At 55.0% G+C, this 24,179-nt stretch carries 23 protein-coding genes; 15 read left to right on the top strand and 8 right to left on the bottom strand.

What is annotated here, in order from left to right; genetic code table 11:
* Window positions 1-157: 157 nt before the first annotated feature.
* The 6 genes from AC0J41_RS20975 to AC0J41_RS21000 all read left to right on the top strand — a co-directional run bounded on the left by AC0J41_RS20975 (window position 158) and on the right by AC0J41_RS21000 (window position 5,251).
* The gene (locus AC0J41_RS20975; protein ID WP_085655303.1) at window positions 158-442 is read left to right on the top strand and encodes a hypothetical protein; all 285 of its coding nucleotides are present in this window, start codon (window positions 158-160) and stop codon (window positions 440-442) included.
* The gene (locus AC0J41_RS20980; RefSeq protein ID WP_085655302.1) at window positions 439-711 is read left to right on the top strand and encodes a DUF3077 domain-containing protein; all 273 of its coding nucleotides are present in this window, start codon (window positions 439-441) and stop codon (window positions 709-711) included. Before AC0J41_RS20975 ends, AC0J41_RS20980 begins: the two co-directional genes overlap by 4 nt.
* Entirely contained in the window at window positions 708-3,626 is a 2,919-nt protein-coding gene (locus tag AC0J41_RS20985; RefSeq protein ID WP_473013507.1) for a DUF927 domain-containing protein, read from the top strand. Before AC0J41_RS20980 ends, AC0J41_RS20985 begins: the two co-directional genes overlap by 4 nt.
* Before the next feature lie 88 nt (window positions 3,627-3,714).
* Window positions 3,715-4,578: a hypothetical protein gene (locus AC0J41_RS20990; RefSeq protein WP_473013508.1), complete on the top strand. Its 864-nt coding sequence runs from the start codon at window positions 3,715-3,717 to the stop codon at window positions 4,576-4,578.
* A gap of 54 nt (window positions 4,579-4,632) precedes the next feature.
* On the top strand, window positions 4,633-4,821 hold the full coding sequence (locus AC0J41_RS20995; RefSeq protein ID WP_473013509.1) for a hypothetical protein: 189 nt from the start codon (window positions 4,633-4,635) through the stop codon (window positions 4,819-4,821).
* 64 nt (window positions 4,822-4,885) lie between these two features.
* A complete protein-coding gene (locus AC0J41_RS21000; RefSeq protein ID WP_473013510.1) occupies window positions 4,886-5,251 on the top strand; it encodes a histone-like nucleoid-structuring protein, MvaT/MvaU family in 366 nt (121 codons plus the stop codon).
* A gap of 76 nt (window positions 5,252-5,327) precedes the next feature.
* Here AC0J41_RS21000 and AC0J41_RS21005 read toward each other — a convergent pair whose 3' ends face one another.
* The 3 genes from AC0J41_RS21005 to AC0J41_RS21015 form a co-directional block, all read right to left on the bottom strand.
* A complete protein-coding gene (locus AC0J41_RS21005) occupies window positions 5,328-5,585 on the bottom strand; it encodes a bacteriocin immunity protein (RefSeq protein ID WP_339449037.1) in 258 nt (85 codons plus the stop codon).
* Window positions 5,582-6,919 carry an S-type pyocin domain-containing protein gene (locus tag AC0J41_RS21010; protein WP_473013511.1) on the bottom strand — a complete coding sequence of 446 codons (1,338 nt, stop codon included), beginning with the start codon at window positions 6,917-6,919 and terminating at the stop codon, window positions 5,582-5,584. The genes AC0J41_RS21005 and AC0J41_RS21010 overlap by 4 nt, the downstream gene beginning before the upstream one ends.
* Before the next feature lie 412 nt (window positions 6,920-7,331).
* On the bottom strand, window positions 7,332-8,705 hold the full coding sequence (locus tag AC0J41_RS21015) for a transposase (protein WP_473013512.1): 1,374 nt from the start codon (window positions 8,703-8,705) through the stop codon (window positions 7,332-7,334).
* Window positions 8,706-8,954: 249 nt separating this feature from the next.
* Between AC0J41_RS21015 and AC0J41_RS21020 the strand changes: the two genes are divergently transcribed.
* Both AC0J41_RS21020 and AC0J41_RS21025 read left to right on the top strand, forming a co-directional pair.
* A complete protein-coding gene (locus AC0J41_RS21020; RefSeq protein WP_463548985.1) occupies window positions 8,955-9,551 on the top strand; it encodes a hypothetical protein in 597 nt (198 codons plus the stop codon).
* Entirely contained in the window at window positions 9,548-10,582 is a 1,035-nt protein-coding gene (locus tag AC0J41_RS21025) for a DUF262 domain-containing protein (RefSeq protein ID WP_422495524.1), read from the top strand. Before AC0J41_RS21020 ends, AC0J41_RS21025 begins: the two co-directional genes overlap by 4 nt.
* A 460-nt stretch (window positions 10,583-11,042) precedes the next feature.
* Here AC0J41_RS21025 and AC0J41_RS21030 read toward each other — a convergent pair whose 3' ends face one another.
* The 3 genes from AC0J41_RS21030 to AC0J41_RS21040 all read right to left on the bottom strand — a co-directional run bounded on the left by AC0J41_RS21030 (window position 11,043) and on the right by AC0J41_RS21040 (window position 13,739).
* Window positions 11,043-11,387: a hypothetical protein gene (locus AC0J41_RS21030; protein WP_473013513.1), complete on the bottom strand. Its 345-nt coding sequence runs from the start codon at window positions 11,385-11,387 to the stop codon at window positions 11,043-11,045.
* A gap of 49 nt (window positions 11,388-11,436) precedes the next feature.
* Entirely contained in the window at window positions 11,437-11,988 is a 552-nt protein-coding gene (locus AC0J41_RS21035) for a hypothetical protein (protein WP_473013514.1), read from the bottom strand.
* 224 nt (window positions 11,989-12,212) lie between these two features.
* The gene (locus AC0J41_RS21040; protein ID WP_473013515.1) at window positions 12,213-13,739 is read right to left on the bottom strand and encodes a TIR domain-containing protein; all 1,527 of its coding nucleotides are present in this window, start codon (window positions 13,737-13,739) and stop codon (window positions 12,213-12,215) included.
* 237 nt (window positions 13,740-13,976) lie between these two features.
* Here AC0J41_RS21040 and AC0J41_RS21045 point away from each other — a divergent pair, with 237 nt between their 5' ends.
* The 3 genes from AC0J41_RS21045 to AC0J41_RS21055 all read left to right on the top strand — a co-directional run bounded on the left by AC0J41_RS21045 (window position 13,977) and on the right by AC0J41_RS21055 (window position 17,429).
* Complete coding sequence (locus AC0J41_RS21045) at window positions 13,977-15,350, top strand: transposase (RefSeq protein ID WP_473013512.1); 1,374 nt, start codon at window positions 13,977-13,979, stop codon at window positions 15,348-15,350.
* A gap of 1,070 nt (window positions 15,351-16,420) precedes the next feature.
* Window positions 16,421-16,816 carry a response regulator gene (locus AC0J41_RS21050; RefSeq protein ID WP_473013516.1) on the top strand — a complete coding sequence of 132 codons (396 nt, stop codon included), beginning with the start codon at window positions 16,421-16,423 and terminating at the stop codon, window positions 16,814-16,816.
* Between the two features lie 283 nt (window positions 16,817-17,099).
* Window positions 17,100-17,429, top strand: coding sequence for a hypothetical protein (locus tag AC0J41_RS21055; RefSeq protein WP_473013517.1), 330 nt, complete (start codon window positions 17,100-17,102; stop codon window positions 17,427-17,429).
* A gap of 34 nt (window positions 17,430-17,463) precedes the next feature.
* On the opposite strand, the gene AC0J41_RS21060 is transcribed toward AC0J41_RS21055, so the two are convergent.
* Window positions 17,464-18,219 (bottom strand): hypothetical protein, encoded by a 756-nt coding sequence (locus AC0J41_RS21060; protein WP_473013518.1) that lies wholly within the window; start codon window positions 18,217-18,219, stop codon window positions 17,464-17,466.
* A 119-nt stretch (window positions 18,220-18,338) separates the two neighbouring features.
* Between AC0J41_RS21060 and AC0J41_RS21065 the strand changes: the two genes are divergently transcribed.
* The 4 genes from AC0J41_RS21065 (at window position 18,339) to AC0J41_RS21080 (ending at window position 22,825) form a co-directional block, all read left to right on the top strand.
* Window positions 18,339-18,704 (top strand): hypothetical protein, encoded by a 366-nt coding sequence (locus AC0J41_RS21065; RefSeq protein WP_473013519.1) that lies wholly within the window; start codon window positions 18,339-18,341, stop codon window positions 18,702-18,704.
* A gap of 92 nt (window positions 18,705-18,796) precedes the next feature.
* Window positions 18,797-19,975, top strand: a complete 1,179-nt coding sequence (locus AC0J41_RS21070) for a hypothetical protein (RefSeq protein ID WP_473013520.1) — start codon at window positions 18,797-18,799, stop codon at window positions 19,973-19,975.
* A gap of 117 nt (window positions 19,976-20,092) precedes the next feature.
* Complete coding sequence (locus AC0J41_RS21075; RefSeq protein ID WP_473013521.1) at window positions 20,093-20,833, top strand: hypothetical protein; 741 nt, start codon at window positions 20,093-20,095, stop codon at window positions 20,831-20,833.
* A gap of 72 nt (window positions 20,834-20,905) precedes the next feature.
* On the top strand, window positions 20,906-22,825 hold the full coding sequence (locus tag AC0J41_RS21080) for an alkaline phosphatase D family protein (protein WP_473013522.1): 1,920 nt from the start codon (window positions 20,906-20,908) through the stop codon (window positions 22,823-22,825).
* 126 nt (window positions 22,826-22,951) lie between these two features.
* Here AC0J41_RS21080 and AC0J41_RS21085 read toward each other — a convergent pair whose 3' ends face one another.
* Complete coding sequence (locus tag AC0J41_RS21085; protein ID WP_473013523.1) at window positions 22,952-24,124, bottom strand: acetylornithine/succinylornithine family transaminase; 1,173 nt, start codon at window positions 24,122-24,124, stop codon at window positions 22,952-22,954.
* Window positions 24,125-24,179: the final 55 nt, after the last annotated feature.

The raw sequence follows: 24,179 nt of genomic DNA on the forward strand, positions 1-24,179 counted from the left end.
CAATGCACGCCCTCAATCCGTCCAAAGTTCGCGCCGCTGCACACCGTGCAATGGCTCTCGCCGCTTTACACGCCAACTCCAGCCTCGCTACACGCCTCTCCCGCTACAACGCTCACATGGTCAAAGCCCGCGCGCTCGAAACCGCAGGCGGTGCCCAATGAATAACGCCCTGAGTTTTGCCCTGCCCGAAGACCTGCTCTGTGTGAATCCGACCGCCGAAGCCGGCGTACCTATCGACGCCATCACCTGCGCCATCGACCGCGCTGACTCGGTACTCACGCTGCTGGAAGATCACTTCGAAAACGAATCCTCACGCCTTGCCAATCACGTCATCGCCGCCGTCCTCTGGGACGTACGCGGCACCCTCGGTTTGATCAAAACGCTGGCTATGCACGGTGACAACACTTCGGCCCCTGCGGTGCAGAAAGGCGGTGCGCTATGAGCATTTCCACCACACCGGGCCACGCCACCTTTTCTCGCGTTAATGCCACCGACCTGAAGCTGTTTCGGGTGAATGCCGGGGTACCCGTCGAAGACGCACTGGAGATGGTGTCGTTGCTACAGCATCACGCAAACCAGCTCAATTTCGACGCTGCAATGAGTGACCACGGCGAGCGTTTCAGTTGGCCCGCCCTGTACCTGGGCGAGATGGCGAAAGCGCTGATCGACGACATCAACGACGCGTTGTTTCTGCCGAGGGCTGACACATGAGCCAACGCCCGAACAGCACCGCGAAACGTCCAAGCTTCGCCGACGTGAAAGCCGCCGCGTTCAAAGACATTGATCGTGTCTTGTCGCACTGGCTGCCCAACGGAAAACGCGTGGATGGCGGCAAGGAATACACCGCTCCAAATCCGACCCGCAGCGACAAGCGCGCCGGTTCGCTCAAGGTCAACTTGAGCAAGGGTACATGGGCGGATTTTGCCACTGGCGACAAAGGCGGCGACCTGATCGATCTGGTGCGCTACTTGGACGGTGGCACCGACGTCGAGGCTTGCAACAAACTGGCCGACCTCCTAAACGTCGCGCCGGGCGCCGCCAAGACAATGGCAGCACCGACCAAGCCCAAGGCGCCGACATGGAACACCATCCAGCCGATCCCGACCGAGGCCATGAACAAGTGCCCGGCCAAGCACCGTGATCATGGTGTGCCGTCCAAGGTCTGGATCTATCGCGATGCGCAGGGTCAGCCGCTCATGGCGCTGTATCGCTTCGACCTTGGCCCCGATGAAGACGGCAAGCCGAAGAAGGTCTTTGCGCCTCTGACATGGTGTCAGCGCTCCGATAGTCAAACCACACAATGGCGCTGGCAGGGTCTGCCGGATCCGCGTCCACTCCTACGCCTTGATGAACTGGCCCAGAGTGCTGACGCACCAGTGGTTCTGTGCGAAGGCGAGAAAGCGGCCGATGCCGCCGCCGAGCTGTTGCCGACCTACGTGGCCACCTGCTGGCCGAACGGCTCCAACTCCTGGCACAAAGCCGACCTGACGCCGCTCAAGGGACGCGACGTGGTGTTATGGCCGGACAACGACGACAGTGGTAAAACCTGCATGGACACCGTCGCCGAGAAGCTGCGTGAAATCGGCGCCGCCTCGGTCCGAGTCATCGCGCTGGAGGTATTCAAACGTAAGCCTACGTTGAAGAACGACCACGCCGCGTTCGCCAAAGGTGGTCAATGGGATGACGGCGACGATGCCGCCGATGCGCTCGCCAAAGGCTGGACCGCCGGCCACATCACAGCGCTGGAGAGCAATGGCGAACTGTTCGGTGTGATCGAAGAAAAAACGCTAGTTACCCCGGTAGAACCCAAGCCAGAACCGGAGCCAGAAGCGAAACCCAAAGCAACAGCCAAGCGCCCGGCAAAATCGAAAACCGACTTGATGCCCGGTGGCTTTCGCCTGACGCCCGAAGGTGTGTTTTATGCCGGCGATGACGGTGAAGCACGCCCGGTGTGTTCGCCGCTGGCAATCCTCGCGCGTACCCGCGACGAGAAGGGGCACAACTGGGGCTTGCTGGTCGAGTTCGACGATCCCGACGGCACCAAGAAGCGCTGGAACATACCGGCGCGCACCATGACCGGCGACTTCGGAAAGGACGTTCTCGGTCCGTTGGTGGACATGGGGTTGCGTCTCGCCGGCAGTCGTTCAGGGCGCAACGCTCGCAACGATCTGCAGAGTTACCTGGGCGGCTTCGACAGCGCACAACGTGCGCGTCTGGTCACCCGTTTGGGCTGGCATGACAGCGCGTTTCTCTTGCCTGAGCAACAGGTCGGTATGCATAGCGAGCACCTGCATTTCTACGAAGCTGGTGCACAGCTTCCTCCGATCAGCGAAGCAGGCACTTTGGAACAATGGCAACAGCAGATCGGCGCGCTATGCATCGGTAACCATCGCTTGGCGTTTGTCGTCGGCGTGGCCTTCGCCGGTCCCCTTCTGCACATGCTCGGCCACGAATCGGGCGGCTTTCACCTGTACGGCGACAGCTCCGGCGGCAAGACCACGCATCTGCAAGTTGCCGCCTCGATCTATGGCGGACCGCGTCTGGTGCGTTCGTGGCGCTCGACCGACAACGCGCTCGAGTCTATCGCTGCCGCGCATTCCGACGGGCTTCTGGTGCTCGATGAAATCGGCATGTGTGATGCCCGCATCATCGGCGAAACGGTATACATGCTCGGCAACGGCACCGGCAAGGCACGAGCCAATGATCGAGGCCAAGCAGGCCGGCAGGTGCAGGAATGGCGCCTGCTGTTTCTCTCCACCGGCGAGAAGACCTTGGCGCAGCACATGGCCGAAGCCAACAAGGAGCTGAAAGCGGGCATGGAGGTGCGCATGCTCGCCGTTCCGGCCGATGCCAGCAAAGGCCTTGGCATGTTCGACACGCTCAACGGTTTCGAAGACGCCGCCGCTCTGTCCGACGCACTCAAAGCGCGGGTGGCGAACTACTACGGCACACCGATCACCGCGTTCCTCACCGCCCTGTGCGAGCCGGGCAAACGCCACGGCTGGGCTGCGATCCTGCGCCGCACGCTGGAAGGATTTATAGCCAAGTCGCTCCCCGCCTCTGCCAGCGGACAGGCGCACCGTGCTGCCGCTCGCTTCGGCCTCGCTGCCGCAGCGGGCGAGCTTGCGACCGCGATGGGCATCACTGGCTGGCCGGATGGCACGGCCACCACCGCCGCACGTGTGTGCCTGAACGCATGGCTGAACGAGCGCGGTGGTGCAGGTAATTTCGAGGGCGAAGCGATTCTCACCCGCCTACGCCAGGTCATCGAACGCTTTGGTGAAAGCCGCTTCACCCGCTGGGAATCGGCGGCAGCGAAGATCGACGAACACGGCCCGCGCACCATCGACCGCCTCGGCTTTCGCAAGACACTCGAGCACGGCATGGGCGACACCATGCACACCACCAACACCTATTACGTGCTGACCGAGGCGTGGCGCTCGGAGATCTTCCGAGGCATGAACTTAACGGCAGTGAACAAGGAGCTACTGCAGCGCGGTGTGCTGGAACCGAGCAGTGACGGCAAAGCATCGAGTCTGGTTCGTTTGCCCGGCCTCGGCCAACAACGCTGCTACATCGTGAAGGCGATTCCGGGAACGGATGACGGCGAGGCTCGGGCTGCCTGAGGGCATCTCTGCTGATCGAGGTAGCGCCGGCTCATTCCCGGCCTCGCCAGCCGAATCAACCCAATTGAACTCATCAAGGACAACGAACATGACAATGAATGAATTGAAACAGCAACTTGCCGAATTGATTGCCGAGAAAGAAGCCATTGAAAACAGCCTTCCTACGCTGGAAGCCGAGTGGCGCAATGCGCCTAGCAACTACAGTCCAATCGGCAACATGATCGGAAGCCCTGAAAAAAGTGCAGCAATGGATCGTTATTCCAGTGCCGAATGCCGACTCAGAGCAATTCCATCCTCGATCAGTCGTATCGAAGAAAAGATGGCTTACCTGGAGCGAATTGAACAAGTCGACGACATCAAAGCAAAGTCGATCCAGACCATGTCCGAAGCGGCCGCCGAAGTCGACGCGCTGAAGCAGACACAATCGCATCTGAGCCAACGCCTTCAGACCATTCAATCGGATGCGCAGCAATCGCTGGAGAAAGCACAGCAGGCAGAACGAGATGCTGCAAGCCTGTATGCACGCAGCATGGCGAGTGGTGATAGCGACGGAGAGAAATCCGCTAATAGTGAAATGCAGAAAGCAGCCAAACAACTCGCTGCCACTGATGAGCACGTCAGACGGCAAGAACTCATCATGGAAGCCTTACAGGCTGAACTCGACTCCCTTGAAGCACAAATCGCCAATGCTAAACAGCGCGAAGACGAAGCCAGACGTTCAGCCCTGAACGCTGTAGAGCTGACACTGGAAGAGCAGTGGAATGCCGCTGCGGAACACTTAGTAGTCTTGGGCGCGCGAATCCTTGCGGTGGACTACGCAAAGGGGAACACAGGGTACGGCTTTTCCGACCTTGATGTACCTCGATTCGGTCCATTTCATTCGACTCTACGCCGTTCAGACCTCGCAAACGCAGCCGGCGCCATCAGCGCAGAGGATCTGCTGGCAGCTTGAACCCGAAGCAGCCCGCTCACGCGGGCTGTTTAGAACCACATCAGGACAAAGATCATGATCACTCCAATTCTGAGCAGTGCGAACTGGACCGACACCTTGAAGGCGCGCAAAAACCACCTGAATGGGCTGATGAAAATCGTGGACATCAAAACCGGCAAGGTCTCAAATGTTCAAACACTGACGGTCAACTTAATCAAGAACGAAATGAGCTACATCGAAGACCAGTTGAAGGGGCGAAAGTAAGCTGAACTCCGTGCTGTAATGCACTTCAGATAGATATCGCTAAAACACAACACAAGGAATGCACATGTCTAAACTCGCCGAATACCGTCAGCTTGAAAAACACCTCGCCGAACAGCTTCAGGCTTTGGAAGCACTGAAGAGCGACGGCGCTTTGAAAAAAGAAATCGAGTTCGAAACCAAGCTGCACGAGTTGCTCGACCAGTACGGCTTCAGCCTCAAGCACATCATCAACCTGCTGGATCCGCAGAGCACGAAGCGCGGTCCGACTCCAGCGGCGGCACCAGGTAAGCGTAAACCCCGTGAAACAAAGGTCTACAAGAACCCGCATACTGGTGAAGTGGTTGAAACCAAAGGCGGCAATCACAAGACACTGAAAGAATGGAAAACCAAGCACGGAGCCGATGAAGTTGAGAGCTGGCTGAAAAAGTAAACCAGCGTCACCTGAAAAAGGGCCCAACCGGGCCCTTTTTAGTTATTCTTTCCTTCAATAGCACCCTTCCCCTTCCTTACTCTTTTAAGCCTCGCAAACCTTGTGATGCCCGCCAAGCTTTGACGGTTTCGAGAATGCCTTTCGGCGAATCGTCCTCGCCGTCTTCTGGATAATAAATCCAGTCAGAGGCGGCAGGATTGCCAGTTACCTCAATGAAATTTTCCAGCAACTCGTCCTGATAGTCTTCGGTGCCAGCGGCGCTGCAGATTTCTTTGATCAGTTCGAGAAACTCGCTTTCTGAGTATTCGGAAAGGCTGCTTTTGAGTGCGATCATTTCGAGCTCCGATGTGTATCAATATGGTGTTTGGGTGTCATAGCGCTGAGGTTGTCGACATCGTAAACCTCGCCACCTTCGGAAACTGGAATCCCGTGGTGAAGCTCAAAGGATCGGCGCTTACCCACGGTATCGATTGCCCGTGCTCGGGGCGCCATGCCTTCAAGCATTCGGGCTTTATTGCTGTCGTTGAATTGGCTGGCGAGCTCCGCATCGTTCCCTACCGCAATCCAGAATGCCTTTCTGAAAGCATCGAAGCTGCTGAAGCTCTTTCCCCTCAACTGATCCGCGATTCGCGTCGGCACAGGCGACCCCAGGCCGACGCTAGCGCCGGCGAGCCAGATGCCTGTCACGTCCGCTCCCTGCCCGGTAACGGTGCCCGGGTTGAGGCGCACATTCATCACAATGTACAGCGGCTGCACACCTGAATCAGCCGGGAATACGAGAATGAAGTCTTTGTATTGGTCGGGGTAGATCGGGCTGACGATGATGCTATCGGCCTGTTCGGTAGGTGGGTAAATCCAGATCTGCGGCGCTTGAGGTGCGCCCTCTAATGGCGGGATTCCAGAGGTGCTCGAGGTATCAACCGCCGGCGTCCAGATGAGGGTTACGCCGTCGCCGAAGTCGGCAACCTGCTGAGATCCCTGCTGGACGAATTGCACGACAGGAACCATTTCCCAGTCACTGCGCTTCTGGGTGTTGTACCCGTACCCCTTCAGTGTTCCGTCAGCCTGCTCCTCAACATGGAGGCGGACGCGAGTACGGGCCTTCTCCAGCGACTGAAGTTGGTCTTCCGTGTAGAGGGAGCTGTCACCAAGGTTCGACGGCCACAGTAGAGCGACTATCCCCGCCAATGTACCAGCGGCCACACCGGCTGTGAGAACGCCGGTACCACCAGCAGCCCCCGTTGCAGCAGAGCCGATTGCAACACTTGCGCCTCCAGCAGCTCCAGCCGTACACAGCCCGCCACAAGAGGCAGCCGCAGCGCCCGCGCCACCCAATAGGAGAGTTCCTAGGGTGGCGGGTAAGGCATTCCCGGTGATTTTTTTCAGTGGGATATTTCCCGCGGCATCAGTCTCGCGACCGCCGAGGAGGGAGAACTCTCCGTAGTTGGCCAGGCTCTCGACGGGGATAAATCCGGCAGGCTTTTTGTGATCGATCACACCGTCCGCGAGATCGCAGCTCTTGGCGAATACACAGCCTTTGCTGGCAGGTTTCGTCTCGTTCTTCGTCGGGAGGTCTTTGTATTCAGCCCAGCGCTGGGCGTGTATATCGACGGGCTCGGTGCCGCTATTGCGGTAACCCTTCGGCGGGTTGGGGACGTATCCACTCATTCCTTGATTCCTGAAATCCTTTTCATCCTGAAAGACAGCATGGTGCTGGCGAAATACTGCGGTGAGCAGCGAGGTGAGCCGCCGAGCCAGCCCATTTGCAGGGTAATAACCTCGATGAGAGAGGATAACCGCTGCATTGAGTTAGTCGAGTGATGGCATATAGCCAAACCGAGCCAACATCCTAATACGCCAACCATCTCAACCCTGGCGGCTCTCGGCTCAATATGGCGCCCGCGGAAGTCTGCTTTCGGCCGATTCTGTTGAAAAAGTCGGATTTTCAGCTCGCCAGAGCTCAGGCATGGCTACCACCGGAGAACCCACTCACCACATTGAGTGGTTTCTCGGCCCTTCGTTGATCTTTGCTGCTCTGTTAGTGGGTTGGTTTGAGGTTTTTTGCTTCGTGCAGGCGCACCTATCCCGTAGAAGGTGGCCCTTGAGATGCAAGTTTGGCCAGACGTCGCAGGTTCTGTACCGCGGCCGCCAGCGTGAACTCATCGGACGCGCCACTCATGCCACGTAGTCGCAAGCGATCCAGTTTCAGGATGCGTTTGAGGTGGGCAAACAACATTTCGACCTTCTTACGTTCGTGGCGAGAGCGCACGTACTCCGGCGTCGCTGCGATGCGTCGAGCCACATCACGAGCGGCTTCATGGACGCTGCGGACGATCTTGCGAATCGAAGTGTTCGGGCAGCACTTGGCTTTCATCGGACATGTCGCGCAGTCGGTCTGTCTGGATCGGAAGATGATGGTGTTGGCTTTTGTGACGTGCGAACGCTCGCTCTTGAAGGCTCGCCATTCACTGCGTAATACGTTGCCGGCTGGGCAGCGGTATTCCTCAGCCTCTTCATTCCAGTGGAAATCGTTACTCGAAAAGCTGTCGTTCTTGCGCTCGGTTTTGTCCCACACCGGCACATGCGGTTCGATGTCTTTTTCCTCCACCATCCAGGCCAGCATCGGCGCAGTACCGTAAGCGGTGTCGCCAATGAGGCGCTCTGGCTTGATGTCGAACTGCGCTTCGACCCGATCGATCATCGTCTTGGTGCTCTCGACTTCGGCGGTTCGATGAGCCGGTGTGGGTTCCACATCCATGATGACGCCGTGCTCGGTATCGATCAGATAATTCGTGGAGTAAGCGTAGAACGCTGGTCCGCCTGGAGCAGCTGTCCAGCGGGCTTGAGGATCCGTCAGCGACAGGCGCTTCGGTAGCGTTTCGGCCAAAGCCTCTTCATCGAGGCCTTCAAGGTACTCACGCACGGCGCGGGTGCTCAGGGCCGGATCGCTCCAGTTGACCTGTTCATCACCCGGTACGCCGCGCTGCCGACTCGCATCCGCTTTGATGATGCTGGCGTCCACGGCAAATCCTTCGCCTTTAACCAGGCCTGCGTCCATGCAGCGACGCAGCACTTCATTGAACAACCAGCGAAACAGATCACTGTCCCGAAAACGGCCGTGTCGATTTTTGGAAAAGGTCGAGTGGTTGGGGACTTCATCTTCAAGGCTCAACCGGCAGAACCAGCGATACGCCAGGTTCAAATGGGCCTCTTCGCACAACCGCCGTTCGGAGCGGATGCCATAGCAGTAGCCGACGATCAGCATGCGGATCATCAGTTCAGGATCAATCGACGGACGCCCAATCGGGCTATAGAAATCGGCGAGGTAATGGCGCAGGTCGCTCAGATCAAGACACCGATCAATGCTGCGCAGAAGGTGATTGGCTGGAATGTGATCTTCAAGGTTGAACGAGTAAAACAGCCGCTCCTGCCCACTCGATAACTGTCCCATCATGCTGCGTGCTTCCCTGCTGGCCAATGCAGAGATTTTGCCGCAGGCCAGACAGGGGAGCTACTTTTTCAACAGAATCGGCCAATAGCGGTCCTTTGAAAGCGTCTACGGAAGAAGGACCGATTCACTCTGTACCAATTTTGCGCCAATCTGCCCAACGATACTGATCACGCCCGCTTGAAGCCCAACAAGGCGACTGTTATGTTGTCAAAATGGCATCGCCCAATATTCCAATCTCAAATGAAAAAGCACATGGACGCGGCAGAATTCAAAACACTCATTCGCAATACGTCTGCAAGTGAATTCGTGCAGACTAAAGTTCTCATAAGAGACTGCCCCCACTTCACTGAGGAACAGCTCAAGCACGTCCAAAAAACTATATCCGAAGCAACTGGCGTACAGATAAAGGATGACGAAATTTTTGTTGTAGGTTCAGCGAAGCTTGGGTTCGGCTTACACGCAAAAACCACAAGCGAAGGAAATATTCTGCCGGCCTTTAGGCCTTTTGACGCTGAATCGGATATAGATATCGCCTTTGCATCTGCCGAATTATTCGACCTCGTTTGGCATGAACTCACCTCATTTGCTCACACACAGTCAAGATTTCCCGCAAAGATAAATAGACTAGGTGACTACTTGGTCTATGGATGGTTAAGGCCTGACCATTTCCCCAAAGGTATAAGGCTTCTAAACTTTGATCGCTGGAATGATAAAGTCCGATCCCTTAAACGAGACAGGCTTCTAGGGAGGAGAAAAATTAGTGGCGCTCTTTATCGAAATGTAGAATTTATTACCAAATACCAAGAGCGCGGAATCAACGCCTGTAAAAAATCCCTGGAGCTAGCATGAGAACTTCTTCAACGAACAAGAAAGTCAGAGAGCTAATTACTCTTGTCAAGAGCGAAACAATAATTCCTCGACCAGAGTTTCAACGCCGATTAGTATGGTCAAGAGAGGATAAAAACCACTTTATCGATAGCGTTCTTAACGGCTTTCCATTTCCTGAAATTTACCTTGCAGATGGTGATGTGGATCTTGATAGCGGCGAAGGATCTCAGCTGTTGGTCGATGGTCTACAGCGTATCAGTACATTGGTTCAGTATTTCGATGGCGACTCATCCTTGCGCCTCACTACTGTTCCTCCTTACGCCGATCTTAACGAAACACAAAAAAGAGACTTCCTGCAATACGATGTATCAGTCCGAGACCTAGGCAATATTAGTAAAGCCCAGATTGTTGAAGCGTTCAAAAGGCTAAACGCAACGAAGTATTCACTGCTCGATATAGAAGTGAATAACGCAATTTACAGCGGAAAACTAAAGAAATTTGCTGAAGAATTGGCAGTCACCGATTTTTTTGTCGGGCACAATATTTTCAACGCGCTCGACTTCAAACGGATGGGGGATCTTAGATTTACGCTAACCATGATAGGAACGATGATAGAGGGCTATTTCAATCGAGACGATGCATTTGAAGAGCTTCTCAGTCGCTACAATGACGACTTTCTTATCGAAGACGAGATTAAACTGAGGTTTGAGAGAGTCAGAAATTTTATTGATGAACTTGCGCTCAACGATAAGTGCCGCGCTTGGAAGAAGGCAGACCTACTCAGCTTGATAATTGAGCTAGATCATATTCTGGAGAATGAGAACCCTGAATTAAATCCTTCAGACGCAGTGGAACGACTGACAGATTTTTACGACACTGTGGAATCTTCAGCAATCAACGAGCCGACCATCCATTCAATATATTACAAAGCAGCGCTTCAAGCTTCTAACGATCGTATCAATCGTCTCCGTCGAGGCATTATTATCCACGGCGTTCTTTTGAATGATGAAGCAGAACACATTATGACGGATCTGCGTAATCAGGGCCTTTAACATTCACTTTCATGATCCTCGCGGCGCAGTTCAATTAACTTGCCTTCATCGGGTTTTGATCTTGAGTCCTCTCAGGCCGCGTGAGCCCACCAAAAACGGCGCTTTCGCGCTTCGCCGTTGGCGTACAGTGGGCTCAAGCGGCCTCCCATAAGCCCTAATTTTGCCCTAAACAGCAATGGCGGCTCTCAGCCTGAAGCGGTCGTTCGCAAGCGGCAGCTATCGCCATAAGCGGACGCTTGCAAGTGAGCGCTAGCTGTCAAAGCAGTTGTTGCAAAGGGTGCCCTAGCAGGCCTATGTTGAGGCTTAGAAGTGTCTACGAAACCCGGGGCGATTCATACCCAGCAGCGACGAAGCCCATTGATATAGAACTATGTAGGATAAGTAAGAACAAGGCGCCCGAAGGCGCCTTTACTTTTTTAGGATCAGGCTACTTTCTCATAACCTACCTCCCCACAGTGAATTAATCCTCTAACTCCTCATCACCACTGCTTAGTTCACATACGGACTTGATAGTTGGGGTGAACTCTTTTAAAAAAAGTAGTGCGGCATGGCGAGTCTCGATGAAATATGTTTCGTAGAACTCACCTAGAGTCACAAATGCTATGGCCGAAAGACTTTCTTCCGGATCTTCGTGGATGAAAAGCTCCAGCAATGCCACGAATTCCTTCCCGACTTTTATCGCCGGATGGTACTTTAGTTTGGGAAGTGCATCCTCAATGTGCTTGCAGTCAGATTTTTCTAAGAGAATACGCTCAAGCTCTGAATTGCCTTTTGTAATCCGCCCCGATGAGTCTACGTAAATCATATTTTACTCCTAATAGTGTGCGGCGATTAATTTTTTACAATCAAATTCACTACTTAATGTTTTTTTGCTTTTTTGATTTAAGCATGGCTTTCTTTTGTGCGCGATAGTATTCGATTATTGGGCTGCTATATTTGGCTTTGGTCATGGATGCGAATGTTTTATTTATATCCTCTATGCCCGATTCTTTTCTTATCATTTCTTTCGCATACCGCAATTGCGTTTGGAAATTCTTAATTCGTTCCAGCTTCTGATTTTCGTCTTCAATGTCCGGAATATCTTCTACCCCCATCAGCAGTGTCATGCAATGAAGGCTTACCTCTTCGGGCAAATATAGACCATGGTTGTCGCACCATCCTGCAAATTCTATAATCGCATCACTTATCAACTCATGTCGCTCTTCTGAAGGCAACTCAATTTCGCTGATTACTCGTTGACCGAGGGATCCGCACTCGGAAACACGCTGATAAAGCTCATCAAATATTTCGAGACGCTTGTCGAACGTCTTTTGGGCATAACTTTCAATTCGATTTTTTCTTCTTATAAACTCATTAAAAAATATCCCGACGATCACGCCAATCATCCCGATTAATGCAGCTTCCATATAAGATTCCTTAATAAATTCATATAACTATTCATTTTTCACTTCACTCACTGCATCACCCATTTCTATAATCGGCAACCACAGCCAATCCGTGATTATACCTGGGTCATCGCGCAGGTACGTTGTACCGCTACCAGAAGGACATGGTCGAAAGCAGTCATTCGTGGGCGACGGTAATCGGCCAATTTCGGTTAATCGGGAGAGCAGCAATCGACCCAGAGCAGTCATTTTGAGGGGGGTGAGCTAGTCAGAAGCAAGTTGCTCAGCAGGCCGCGCGGGGCATCGGATTCAATAGTCGAAGGATTGAGAACCTTTTTTATAGCTTCACGCACCTGGCGTTGTCCTTCGGTGCATTTCTTCTTGAACTCTTTGGCCTCGGAAGCCTTTTTTCTTAAAGCAGAAGCTAATCTTTCATGGCCGTACTCAGAGTGAGGCTCAAACTTGACTGCACGCTCCAAGTATTCACACGCCTCAGTTGGTAGGTCTTTATTAATCAGTAAGTTACCTATGTTAGCGATTATCCACTGCGAAGAGCTCTCTGCATTCATTAGCTTTTCTGCTCTACGATAGGAATATAGCGCTTTATCGTATAGATCGAGTTGGAGGCAGGAGTTCCCAAGATATCCCCAATATTCAATTGAGCTGGGGTCCTCATGTGTCAGGCGATCAAGTAAGTGTGCCCCAATATGATCTTGGCCAAGCTCCTGAGCCAAGCGGGCGTACTTGAATCGAAGCCCCTTGTGGCTTGGATGCTTCGCGTAGCAACGCAGAATAACTGATAATGCTTCGTTCGTTTTTTCCTCTCGCTCAAGGGTCTCAGCCAAACGGATAGCTACTTCTGGAAAATCATCCGGTCCAATACGCTGCAGTTCAGCGATTGCATTAGCACTGTCAGTTTCATCCGAATGACACAGCGCAAGCGCCATAGCAATTTCGGAATCCTTCGGCCTTTTTTCCTGGACGGCAGACAAGAGTTCGATTGCTTTGCTGGCGTTGCCTTCCCAGCGAAGGAATGTTGCGACAATGGATTGAACACCTGAAAACTCAAAGTGCTCGTTGGCGTAGTTTGTTAATGCATCGATGTTGTCATCGTTACTTAGCTTGAACTCGCAGTAAAGAATCCAAGCTTTTCTGGTAAGCGCTGCTTCTCCCGACATGCTCTCTACTTCACTCTGGAGCGTAGCCTTGGCTTGGTCATACTTTTCTTCTACAAAGTCGATTAACCAATCGCGTCTTTCCAATTCCTCTACTATGCCGCCTTCTGTGCTTTCCTCTACGATAATCCGACCAGGAGCAATCCCGAGCTTCTTCATCTGGAGCCGGATTTGGTAACACACAGAACCGGTAGCCGCCTGCATGCTGCCATCTTCGCGTGTTGACTCATATCTACCAGGCGTAACTCCTAAAAGATCAGTAGGGATATGTAGATCACCATCCGATGGCAGAATGAAAAAAACTCGCTCTCGTCCTAGTTTTCCGATGAAAAGGCCGAACTCAAAAAGTACATTATCCCTAACTGCAGGTGCAGTTAAATTCCTGATCCGGACCAAATCGTCCGGTGAAAATACGAATATAGCGAAGTCACTTTCCGAGAGGACCTTAGTCAAACTCTCCATCGTAGTTTGAGACAACTCAAAAACGCCTTGATCCCAGATGGTGACTTCCGCTTCGTGCAATAAGTTCTGCTGTACCGGATAAGCGACACTGAGTCCCTCAACGGATGAGCCGATGAAGACACGAGGTTTTGACATTGTTACTCCTATGGATGAAATCCTTTATGTGCTGGGATCTGGATGAACTCAGATTAGCGCGACGGCGAGAAAAAACAATGCACAAGGTGACACGGATGAAGATTGCTAAGCGAGCGACTTACGATCCAACTTCAATCCTTCTGCGAAGTCTGCTTTTGGCCGATTCTGTTGAAAAAGTAGCTCCCCTGTCTGGCCTGCGGCAAAATCTCTGCATTGGCCAGCAGGGAAGCACGCAGCATGATGGGACAGTTATCGAGTGGGCAGGAGCGGCTGTTTTACTCGTTCAACCTTGAAGATCACATTCCAGCCAATCACCTTCTGCGCAGCATTGATCGGTGTCTTGATCTGAGCGACCTGCGCCATTACCTCGCCGATTTCTATAGCCCGATTGGGCGTCCGTCGATTGATCCTGAACTGATGATCCGCATGCTGATCGTCGGCTACTGCTATGGCATCCGCTCCGAACGGCGGTTGTGCGAAGAGGCCCATTTGAACCTGGCGTATCGCTGGTTCTGCCGGTTGAGCCTTGAAGATGAAGTCCCCAACCACTCGACCTTTTCCAAAAATCGACACGGCCGTTTTCGGGACAGTGATCTGTTTCGCTGGTTGTTCAATGAAGTGCTGCGTCGCTGCATGGACGCAGGCCTGGTTAAAGGCGAAGGATTTGCCGTGGACGCCAGCATCATCAAAGCGGATGCGAGTCGGCAGCGCGGCGTACCGGGTGATGAACAGGTCAACTGGAGCGATCCGGCCCTGAGCACCCGCGCCGTGCGTGAGTACCTTGAAGGCCTCGATGAAGAGGCTTTGGCCGAAACGCTACCGAAGCGCCTGTCGCTGACGGATCCTCAAGCCCGCTGGACAGCTGCTCCAGGCGGACCAGCGTTCTACGCTTACTCCACGAATTATCTGATCGATACCGAGCACGGCGTCATCATGGATGTGGAACCCACACCGGCTCATCGAACCGCCGAAGTCGAGAGCACCAAGACGATGATCGATCGGGTCGAAGCGCAGTTCGACATCAAGCCAGAGCGCCTCATTGGCGACACCGCTTACGGTACTGCGCCGATGCTGGCCTGGATGGTGGAGGAAAAAGACATCGAACCGCATGTGCCGGTGTGGGACAAAACCGAGCGCAAGAACGACAGCTTTTCGAGTAACGATTTCCACTGGAATGAAGAGGCTGAGGAATACCGCTGCCCAGCCGGCAACGTATTACGCAGTGAATGGCGAGCCTTCAAGAGCGAGCGTTCGCACGTCACAAAAGCCAACACCATCATCTTCCGATCCAGACAGACCGACTGCGCGACATGTCCGATGAAAGCCAAGTGCTGCCCGAACACTTCGATTCGCAAGATCGTCCGCAGCGTCCATGAAGCCGCTCGTGATGTGGCTCGACGCATCGCAGCGACGCCGGAGTACGTGCGCTCTCGCCACGAACGTAAGAAGGTCGAAATGTTGTTTGCCCACCTCAAACGCATCCTGAAACTGGATCGCTTGCGACTACGTGGCATGAGTGGCGCGTCCGATGAGTTCACGCTGGCGGCCGCGGTACAGAACCTGCGACGTCTGGCCAAACTTGCATCTCAAGGGCCACCTTCTACGGGATAGGTGCGCCTGCACGAAGCAAAAAACCTCAAACCAACCCACTAACAGAGCAGCAAAGATCAACGAAGGGCCGAGAAACCACTCAATGTGGTGAGTGGGTTCTCCGGTGGTAGCCATGCCTGAGCTCTGGCGAGCTGAAAATCCGACTTTTTCAACAGAATCGGCCGAAAGCAGCCTGTTGCTGCTGTTGACCAATCGCTCGCATAGCTTGCTGCCTGATGATTAAAGACCGCTAACCGCATTTATTGCAGCAGGCCGAGAGCGGGAGCACTCTGTCCTTCTGCATCATAGGCGTGACCTCTCTCATTCATTTCTCGTGCATCAGAAGTGTTACACCAGATAGCAGAGTTACACGCCTCACGACTGTGTACGAAGTCGGTGTAACTTACGAAATACTCAACAAATACAAGCACTTAACAATACTCGTTACACCAGTTACATGAGTTACACCACATTTGGAGGGATGTATCCCCCGCCCCCCGGAAGCATCAATCCCACCAGCGAACGTCAGGTGTGCCCCTCCGTGCGCCAGGGCCCCTGAGGTTTTCCTTTAGACACGGGGTCGGAAACCCGCGGAACCTTGTTAGCGGGAGAACTCCCAGCTTAGTGAACAGGTGAACTCGGTGAACTGTCTGTTCACCTGTGCATTTGCCCTACGAAATGACCGCTCAGAGATCACCGTTACCGTTCCGGTAACGATGCCTCTTTTTCTTCAAGATCCTTTCAATTTCAACGATTGAATTTCAGTAAGCTGGATCACCTCCCGCTACCAAAGTCGCGCGGGTTTCCGACCCCGTACCCTTCAAATATCCTCAGGGTCCCCGGCGGTCTTTTGGCTGGGCCAACCCCATTCAGCAGTGCTTCGCACATGCAGTCCCTTGGCAGCATAGTGTTCGCACGATCCTACAGCGCTATCGGCCACCGTCGTCTGGCAATCGAAGAGGCTCGTCTAGAATTAATGTTCAGAAAGCCGAAGTTGAGGAAAAAGGGCTGGCAAGCGCTGTGGAGGAGGATGCAGAATATTTCCGCAGAGCAAACAGCTATTCGTCTTGCCCCGGGTCAGGATCCACCGAGTGAATAAGAAAGAGCTGGCAAGCCTACAGGGAGATGTGATCGTCATTGAGGATGATCCCACCTTGCGCGTGCTTATGAGCACGGTGCTTGAGGAGTTCGGCGTCCCGTCTATTTCATTTGCCAGTGCTGATGACGCTTTCAACTACCTGCAACAAACGGAAAAGCAGTGTCCGCTCATAATCACAGATTACGGCCTGCCCGGTCGCCTTTCGGGGGCCGATTTCGTTAGAGATGTTCACGACCAGTGGTCCCACGTACCCGCAATCTTGGTATCTGGTTACGGCTTAGAGCCAGTGGTCGTTCCTCCCTCGACGTTATATTTGGAGAAGCCATGGTCGATTGACGACCTTGAGACAGCGATCGCCACAGTTCTTAATTCCCCAGAGCAAAATTGAGACCGCTAGGTCCAGCCGAGGAGTATCCACTGCGCCTCGTACCCAGGAAATTCTCGATATCTGAATGAGGGTCTTTTAGACTGAGCCTTAACTAGCAAACTTTATTGTGTATCCCGACGTGTATCCCAGACGCTGCAATCAAGCTATAGACCTTGATTTATCTGGAGGAAGCGAGTCTCCCTCGGGGCACCAAAATCAAGAAAGGTCTTGCTTAGCAAGGCCTTTTTTTTCGTCTGCCGGAAAGTGCTGCTGGCCGCCGGCGAGTTCCTACAAAGGTTCACCCATGGAAACGTCACTGGAAACAGTCGCCCTTTTCTCTCTCAAACTCGCTTACGAGGAAGAAGGCCTGAGCCCGATTCTGCGGGATGACATGGTCATGGGTGACTATCAGAAAGACGTGTTCGAATTGCTGGTGCGGCGCGGGGATGTCGAGAGCATCCAGTTCAAAATGAACGAGTGCCTGAGGTTGGCGATGGACGCCTTGGGCGGTGTCGAGAAACCGTTGGGGCGGGAACTGCACAAGTTGTCAGCCGACTTCAGGCAGGCGCAGTCGCTGGAGCAGCTCGATCAGCCGCTCCTCGCGCTCAAGGGTTATTTGAAAGACATTCTGTAATCAGACGCGCAATCTGTAGAAACAGCCCTTCGGATTACTGCCGCACTTTTACCACTCGAATGTCGATGGGAAACCCACCCGGCCCTTCCAGCTTCTTCCATCCCACGTATTGAAAAATCGCCTCCCGATCGATGGTTTCGCCCCTCTCCACCAATTCTCCGCCCAGCACCGCAACTTCCTTATAGACGGCGCAACTGCCCTCATCGGGATGGGCGGTGTAGATCACATAGGGTTTGACGTATCGCACGGCGCGGAAATGTCGGCCGCAGCCCCAATCGACCGTGATCATCAAGGTCTTCAGATACGCTTCGCCATCCGTTTCCGATTCCTCGGCGAGTTCATTGAGCTTGCCAATTCCGCCGACGTCGCTGAAGCCTAGATCGAGGGCGCGCTTGTATTCCGGTGACTTCTCGTGCTCGGCCTGAGCCTTGAAGTATTGCTGTTGAAGCTCCGCGACCAGGACCTCCTCTTCCTTGTTACGGATCACGAACGCTTGAGCAATGACGTTTTCGCAACGGGCATATTCGGGAGAGGTAAGGCTTTCCTGGGCGAGGTGATCGCGATGGACGTAAACAGTGCGATTCAAGCTGTCGACGCGGTCCATCGCTTGCCTGGTCGTCATGACCCCGTTTTGAACGTTGTTCACCACTTGCTGAAAACTCTGACAATCGGAGAGGTATTCTTTCCAGGCGACCTCCGGGGTTTCATCCCAGCCGGCAAGTGCCGGGGTCATTACGGTAGAGAGGAGGAAAGCGCTGAGCAGGCGCGGGACAGAAGAAACGGTAGGCATGTGTAGTCCGTTACGCAGTTGAAGAAAGTGGCGCGAAGCTACTATTTTGATATCTTGCCGTCCACTCTCGCTGGAGGTCTGTCAACCGCCTCTGTTATCGCGCACTCGGGAATAAACCAATGGATGCTTTGTTGTGCTTGCTAGTGATGGCCGGAACCTGGTTGTGGGTGGTGAAGCAACGGGGTGAGTGGAACTTGCTACTCGGCAACCTTGCTGGCGCCGGAAGTAGCGTGGTAACCGGCATTGTGTTCACGCTGATTTACGACGCAGTCATTGGTACATCGATGGCGACACCCAACCTGGATCGCAGTCTGGTGGTGTTCACCACAAGCGCGGGCGTTCTGGCGGGGGTATGGTTGTGGATTGCCAATCGCCGTCAACCCGAACATCCGATTGCACGCCAGTTGCTGGGCGCGGTGTGTGGCTTTGCCGCCGGCATGGCGACCCTGCTGGTGCTTGCTGTGAATTATTTCCCCAACATGTGAACGGAGGGTGTGATTGTTTTGCTATCTTGCCGCCCCCAACGGCGGATCTACTCAGTAGAGCTGACACGAATTAAAGAAAGGAAGTGGATGGGATGAAAACATCGTTGATCATGATGTTTTTGCTGGTCTGGGCAGGGATGTGGGTCTGGGTCGTCAAGAATCGTGGAACCTGGCCGGTATTCTTTGGCCACTTCGCCGGCCTGATTGCCGGGTTTATCGTGGCAGCCGTGGTGTACGTTATCGTCAACGGACTACTGCCCGAAAAATCCACCCCAGCGACATCCAGCGGCACTCAGCCGCAAATCGCCAACGAAAGCCAGCTCAGATCCTTTGTCCCACGCACGCCGGTCAGTCGCGCATCCGCTCCGACGTCGCCGTTGCTGCCAACCGACAGCCCGCGCTATCCACGGCTCTCTACACCGCTGCTTGCCGCCAGTCTCGATCCACAGTGGAGAAGCCAATACGCGCAATGGCGAGCCAGCGCAAATATGGTCAACGGGGTCAACGGAAGTCTGGCGGGGCTGATCTGTCGGTCAGCGGCAAAATCCACGCTACGCACTCCGGACTCCGCCTCCTTCGACGAGGCTGAAGACTTTCGATTCGACGGCTACAAATCCCAAACCTACCTCGTCACGAGCAGGATTAGTGGCGAAAACATGGAAGGCACGATGGTCAGTCTCGGCTATGACTGCGCCGTGCAGTTCGTCTCCGGCAACGGGATCAAGGATGACCAATGGCGCCTGCTGGAGTTGACCATGCAAGGAAAATCAGGCCCTGCGGGTTCTGCCAACACGTCGTCCGGGGAAGCATTGCCCGAGTATGTCGCCGATGCGCCTGCTGCTACGCCAGAACCGCTCAAGTCCGGCCTGGTGGAAAACTATCTCAATGAAATACCGACAACCCGTTCTGAACTGGCGACGGTTCAAGGGATGACTGCGCAACAGACTCTGGCTCATGCGCAGTTGCGAAAAGGGCTCATTGGCGGGCCGGACGCCAACAAAAGGCTGATCGCGTTCCAGATGTGCGAGCCGTTTTTACGCAGCGTTCTGCGTCAGCCGGAACTGGCCTTGTTTGCCGACGACAAGGCTCTCTCGACTCAGCGTTACAAAGATCAGATTTATACCAGCACAAGTATGATGAAGATCCAGGACGCTGCGAAAAACTATCTGACCTATCGTTTCGAATGCACCCTGCAGGCTTTGCCAACCATGAACGAAGGTTTTGACGACTGGAAGTTGCTGGATCTGCGCTTCGAACTGACCGGTAGCTGATCGGCTCGATGAGCAAGAGGCGCGACGCTTCTATTTTGTTATCTTGGCTGCCCATTATTGCAGCGGGCTCGAAGCGTGCTGCCTTGAGCGTTTTTGCAGGTTTAAGGAAAGGATCGAATGGAGTTTCTGCGTTTTCTGGCGTTTGTCGCAGCCTGGGGTTTCATGTGGCGCTGGGTGGTGAAGAACCGCGGTAGCTGGAATATTTTCTACGGCAACATCGTTGGCGCGGCGGGTGGTTTTATTGTGGCGATGGTGGTGCTGTCGATCACGCTGTCGTTGTTTCCATCGGCGCCGGCGCAAACACAAAGCAGCGAGACACAGAGCGCGGCGGCGGCACTCATGCCTGAGCAGGAACCGGCAATGGAGCCTACACCTGTGATCGCATCCACCCCTGCCGAGTCCGACAACCTTGCGACCTATGTCGCCAGCGAACCACAGAACGAGCCTTCTCCGCCCGAGTCCGCACTTCTGCCGAACTACAGCAAGCGCCTGCCCGCCTCACTGCTGGAGAAGGACTTCAAGGACAACGCGCATAACGACTTTACCGTTTCGCGCCGATTGGCCGGCACTCATCCGAACGCGGACAAATCCATGATGGCGTTCATGATGTGCGAACCCTTCATCAAGAGTGCCATGCGCTTTTCAGCGTCGACAGCGATTGCCAATGCCAAGAGCGCGAGCAGCCAACGCTTCAAGGATCAGACCTATACCATCAGCAGCACCGTCAGCGCTCGCAACATGTTGGGCGACGATGTCAGCTACGGTTTCGACTGCTCAGTTCAACAAATGGACGGTAACGATACTGACAAGGCCGCATGGCGACTGCTCGATCTGAAAATGAAGAAGATCGAGTCTTAAGCCTCGTTTAAGGGTTCAAGGCGCCGGCTGCGCTATCATCGCCGGCTTGTGCGCCTTGAGCTTCGCCCCCGAATGTCCCCGATACCTGCTGACCTTAACCCGCTGCCTCCCGTTTTGGCCGGCCCGCTATTGCGACGACTGGAACCGACGCGGCTGGTGCTGTGGCTGGTCGGTACCCGCGAACTGGCGCTGACCCTGCACCTGCAAGGTGTAGGAGACATTCCTCTCGATGCCGGGAAATGCACAGTCATCCCTGTAGGCAGCCAAGCATTTATCCATCTGATCGACGTTGCCCTCGACAGCGCCCTCCCCTTCGACACGCGCATCGACTATGACCTGCTGATCGATGGCCAGACGCCCATCGCCAACTGGGCGCCGCATTTGCTGTATGGCAACGCCCACTGTCCGAATCTTGTCGTGCGCTCGCGCATCGATCAGTTGCTGCACGGCTCCTGCCGTAAACCTCATCACCCGGCGGCAGACGGTCTGCTCTGTGTCGATCAGTTGCTGGCGGCAGAGACCGATCCGCAACAACGCGCCGCCCTGCTGATGATGAGCGGCGATCAGATCTACGCTGATGACGTCGCCGGGCCGATGCTGCGAGCCATTCATAGTTTGATCGAACGCCTCGCCCTGTTCGACGAACACCTCGACGGAGCCGTGGTCAGCGACAGCGCCAAGCTCTATGAACACCCGGCCAGTTACTACCACCGTGCAGATTTGTTACCGGCGCTTGAGAGCAACGAGACATTGCGTGAGCGATTTTTCGGCGGCGCGCGCAAGCCGATTTTCACCAGCAGCAGCGCCGACAATCACCTGGTGACCTTCGCCGAAGTCATGGCGATGTACTTGTTGGTGTGGTCGCCGGTTGCGTGGACGTTGATCAGTCCGACAGTGCCATCGCTGACGCCTGAACGCTTGAAGCGCTACACCCTCGAACAAACCCGCATCGATGGTTTCAAGGCCGGTTTGGGCAATGTCGCCCGGGCGTTGGCGCACCTGCCGAGCCTGATGATTTTCGACGACCACGACATCACTGATGACTGGAATCTGTCCGCGCAATGGGAGGAAACGGCCTACGGCCATCCGTTCTCCAAACGCATCATCGGCAATGCCTTGATCGCCTACATGCTGTGCCAGGGCTGGGGCAACAATCCGGATGCGTTCAAGGATCCGCTGGAGGACACCCGACGCCTGAGCGCCAGCGGTGATGATCGCTATCTCGACAGCCCGGTGCAGGACGCGCTGATCGATGACTTGCTGCGCTTTCAAAACTGGCATTTCGTGTTGCCGAGCAGCCCCGCGCTGGTGGTGCTCGACACCCGCACTCGGCGCTGGCGCAGCGAGATGGCGCTCAAGCAACCGTCAGGGCTTCTGGATTGGGAGGCGTTGAGCGAACTGCAGCAGGAACTGCTCGATCACCCCTCGGCGATCATCGTTTCACCGGCGCCGATCTTCGGCGTGAAGCTGATCGAAACCGTGCAGAAAATTTTCAGCTGGTGCGGTTATCCGCTGCTGGTCAACGCCGAAAACTGGATGGCCCACCGTGGCGCAGCGCAGGTGATCCTGAACATCTTCCGACACACCCGCACACCCGGAAACTACGTGGTGCTGTCCGGCGATGTGCATTATTCCTTCGTCTACGAAGTGCTGATCCGACACCGCAAGGCGGGGCCACGGATCTGGCAGATCACCAGCAGCGGGATCAAGAACGAGTTTCCGAAAACCCTGCTGGAATGGTTCGACCGCCTTAACCGCTGGCTCTACTCGCCGCGCTCGCCGTTGAACTGGTTTACCAAACGCCGGCGCATGCGCATCGTGCCGTACACCCCGGAGCATGCCGAAGCCGGTGAGCGGTTGTGGAATTCAGCGGGGATCGGGCAGGTGTTTTTCAATACGCAAGGACAGCCGAGCGAGATCATTCAGCACAATTCGAACGGGGCGGTGAAGACGCGGATGCTGGCGCCGCAGTTGGCGGATTATCCGGACTGACACGACGCCTTTTTGAGTGTGGGAGCGGGCTTGCTCGCGAAAGCGTCTGGTCAGTCGACATGGTTGTTGAATGATCAATCGCATTCGCGAGCAAGCCCGCTCCCACAAGGGCGTATCGGTTGCTTGTCAGTGCGCGGCCAAGGCGCGAGCCACACCTCTGACAATCATCTCCACCTCCCGCTCATCAATCGTCAGCGGCGGCAGCAGCCGTATCGTCTTGCCGCGCGTCACATTGATCAGCAACCCATGATCCCGCGCTGCAATCAACGTCAGATCGCGGATCGGTTGCTTCAACTCGATGCCGATCATCAAGCCCTGCCCACGAATTGCCAACACGTCAGGATTGTCCGCCAGCTCGGCGTGCAGGCGGGTCAGTAGGCGTTCGCCCTGCACCCGGACGTTCTCCAGCAACCCCTGTTCCTCGATGATTTCCAGCACCGTGCAGCCGACTCGGCAGGCCAGCGGATTGCCGCCGAACGTACTGCCATGACTGCCGGGGGTAAACAGATTCGCCGCCCGCCCCCGCGCCAGGCAAGCGCCAATCGGCACGCCGTTGCCGAGGCCTTTGGCCAGGGTCATGACGTCCGGAACGATGCCTTCATGCTGGAACGCGAACCACTGGCCGGTGCGGCCAATGCCGGTCTGGATTTCGTCGAGCATCAGCAGCCAGGCGTGCCGATTACACAGTTCGCGCAGGGCTTTCAGGTAGCCGGGCGGCGCCAGTTGCACGCCGCTTTCGCCTTGAATCGGCTCGACCAGAATCGCCACGATCCGCTCGCCATGCTTTTGCTGCACCTGATCCAGCGCCGCCAGATCACCGAAGGGCACCTTGACGAAATCCCCCGGCAGATCATTGAAACCCAACCGCACCGCCGGGCCATCACTGGCTGACAACGTCCCCAGCGTGCGGCCATGAAACGCGTTGGCCATGACCACCACCAGCGGCTGTTCGATGCCTTTGCTCCAGCCGTACAAACGCGCCAGCTTCAATGCGGTTTCATTGGCTTCGGCACCGGAGTTGTTGAAAAAAGCACGATCCATTCCCGACAGCTGCGTGAGTTTCTGCGCCAGCTGTTGCTGCCAGTCGATGCTGTACAGATTGGAGGTGTGCAGCAGCATTCCGGCCTGCTCGCTGATGGCCGCGACAATGCGCGGATGCGAATGGCCGACATTGGTCACCGCCACTCCAGCGACGGCATCCAGGTACTCGCGACCGGCCTGATCCCACAGGCGCGTACCCAGGCCTCTGGTGAAGCTCAGGGCCAACGGTTGGTAGGTGTTCATCAGGGCGGCGGTCATGACTTCAAACTCCAGTGAAGGTCGGTGTGTTTGCAGTATGGTTAGCCACCAGAAC

Source organism: Pseudomonas sp. Arb-4-2C, assembly GCF_055755015.1.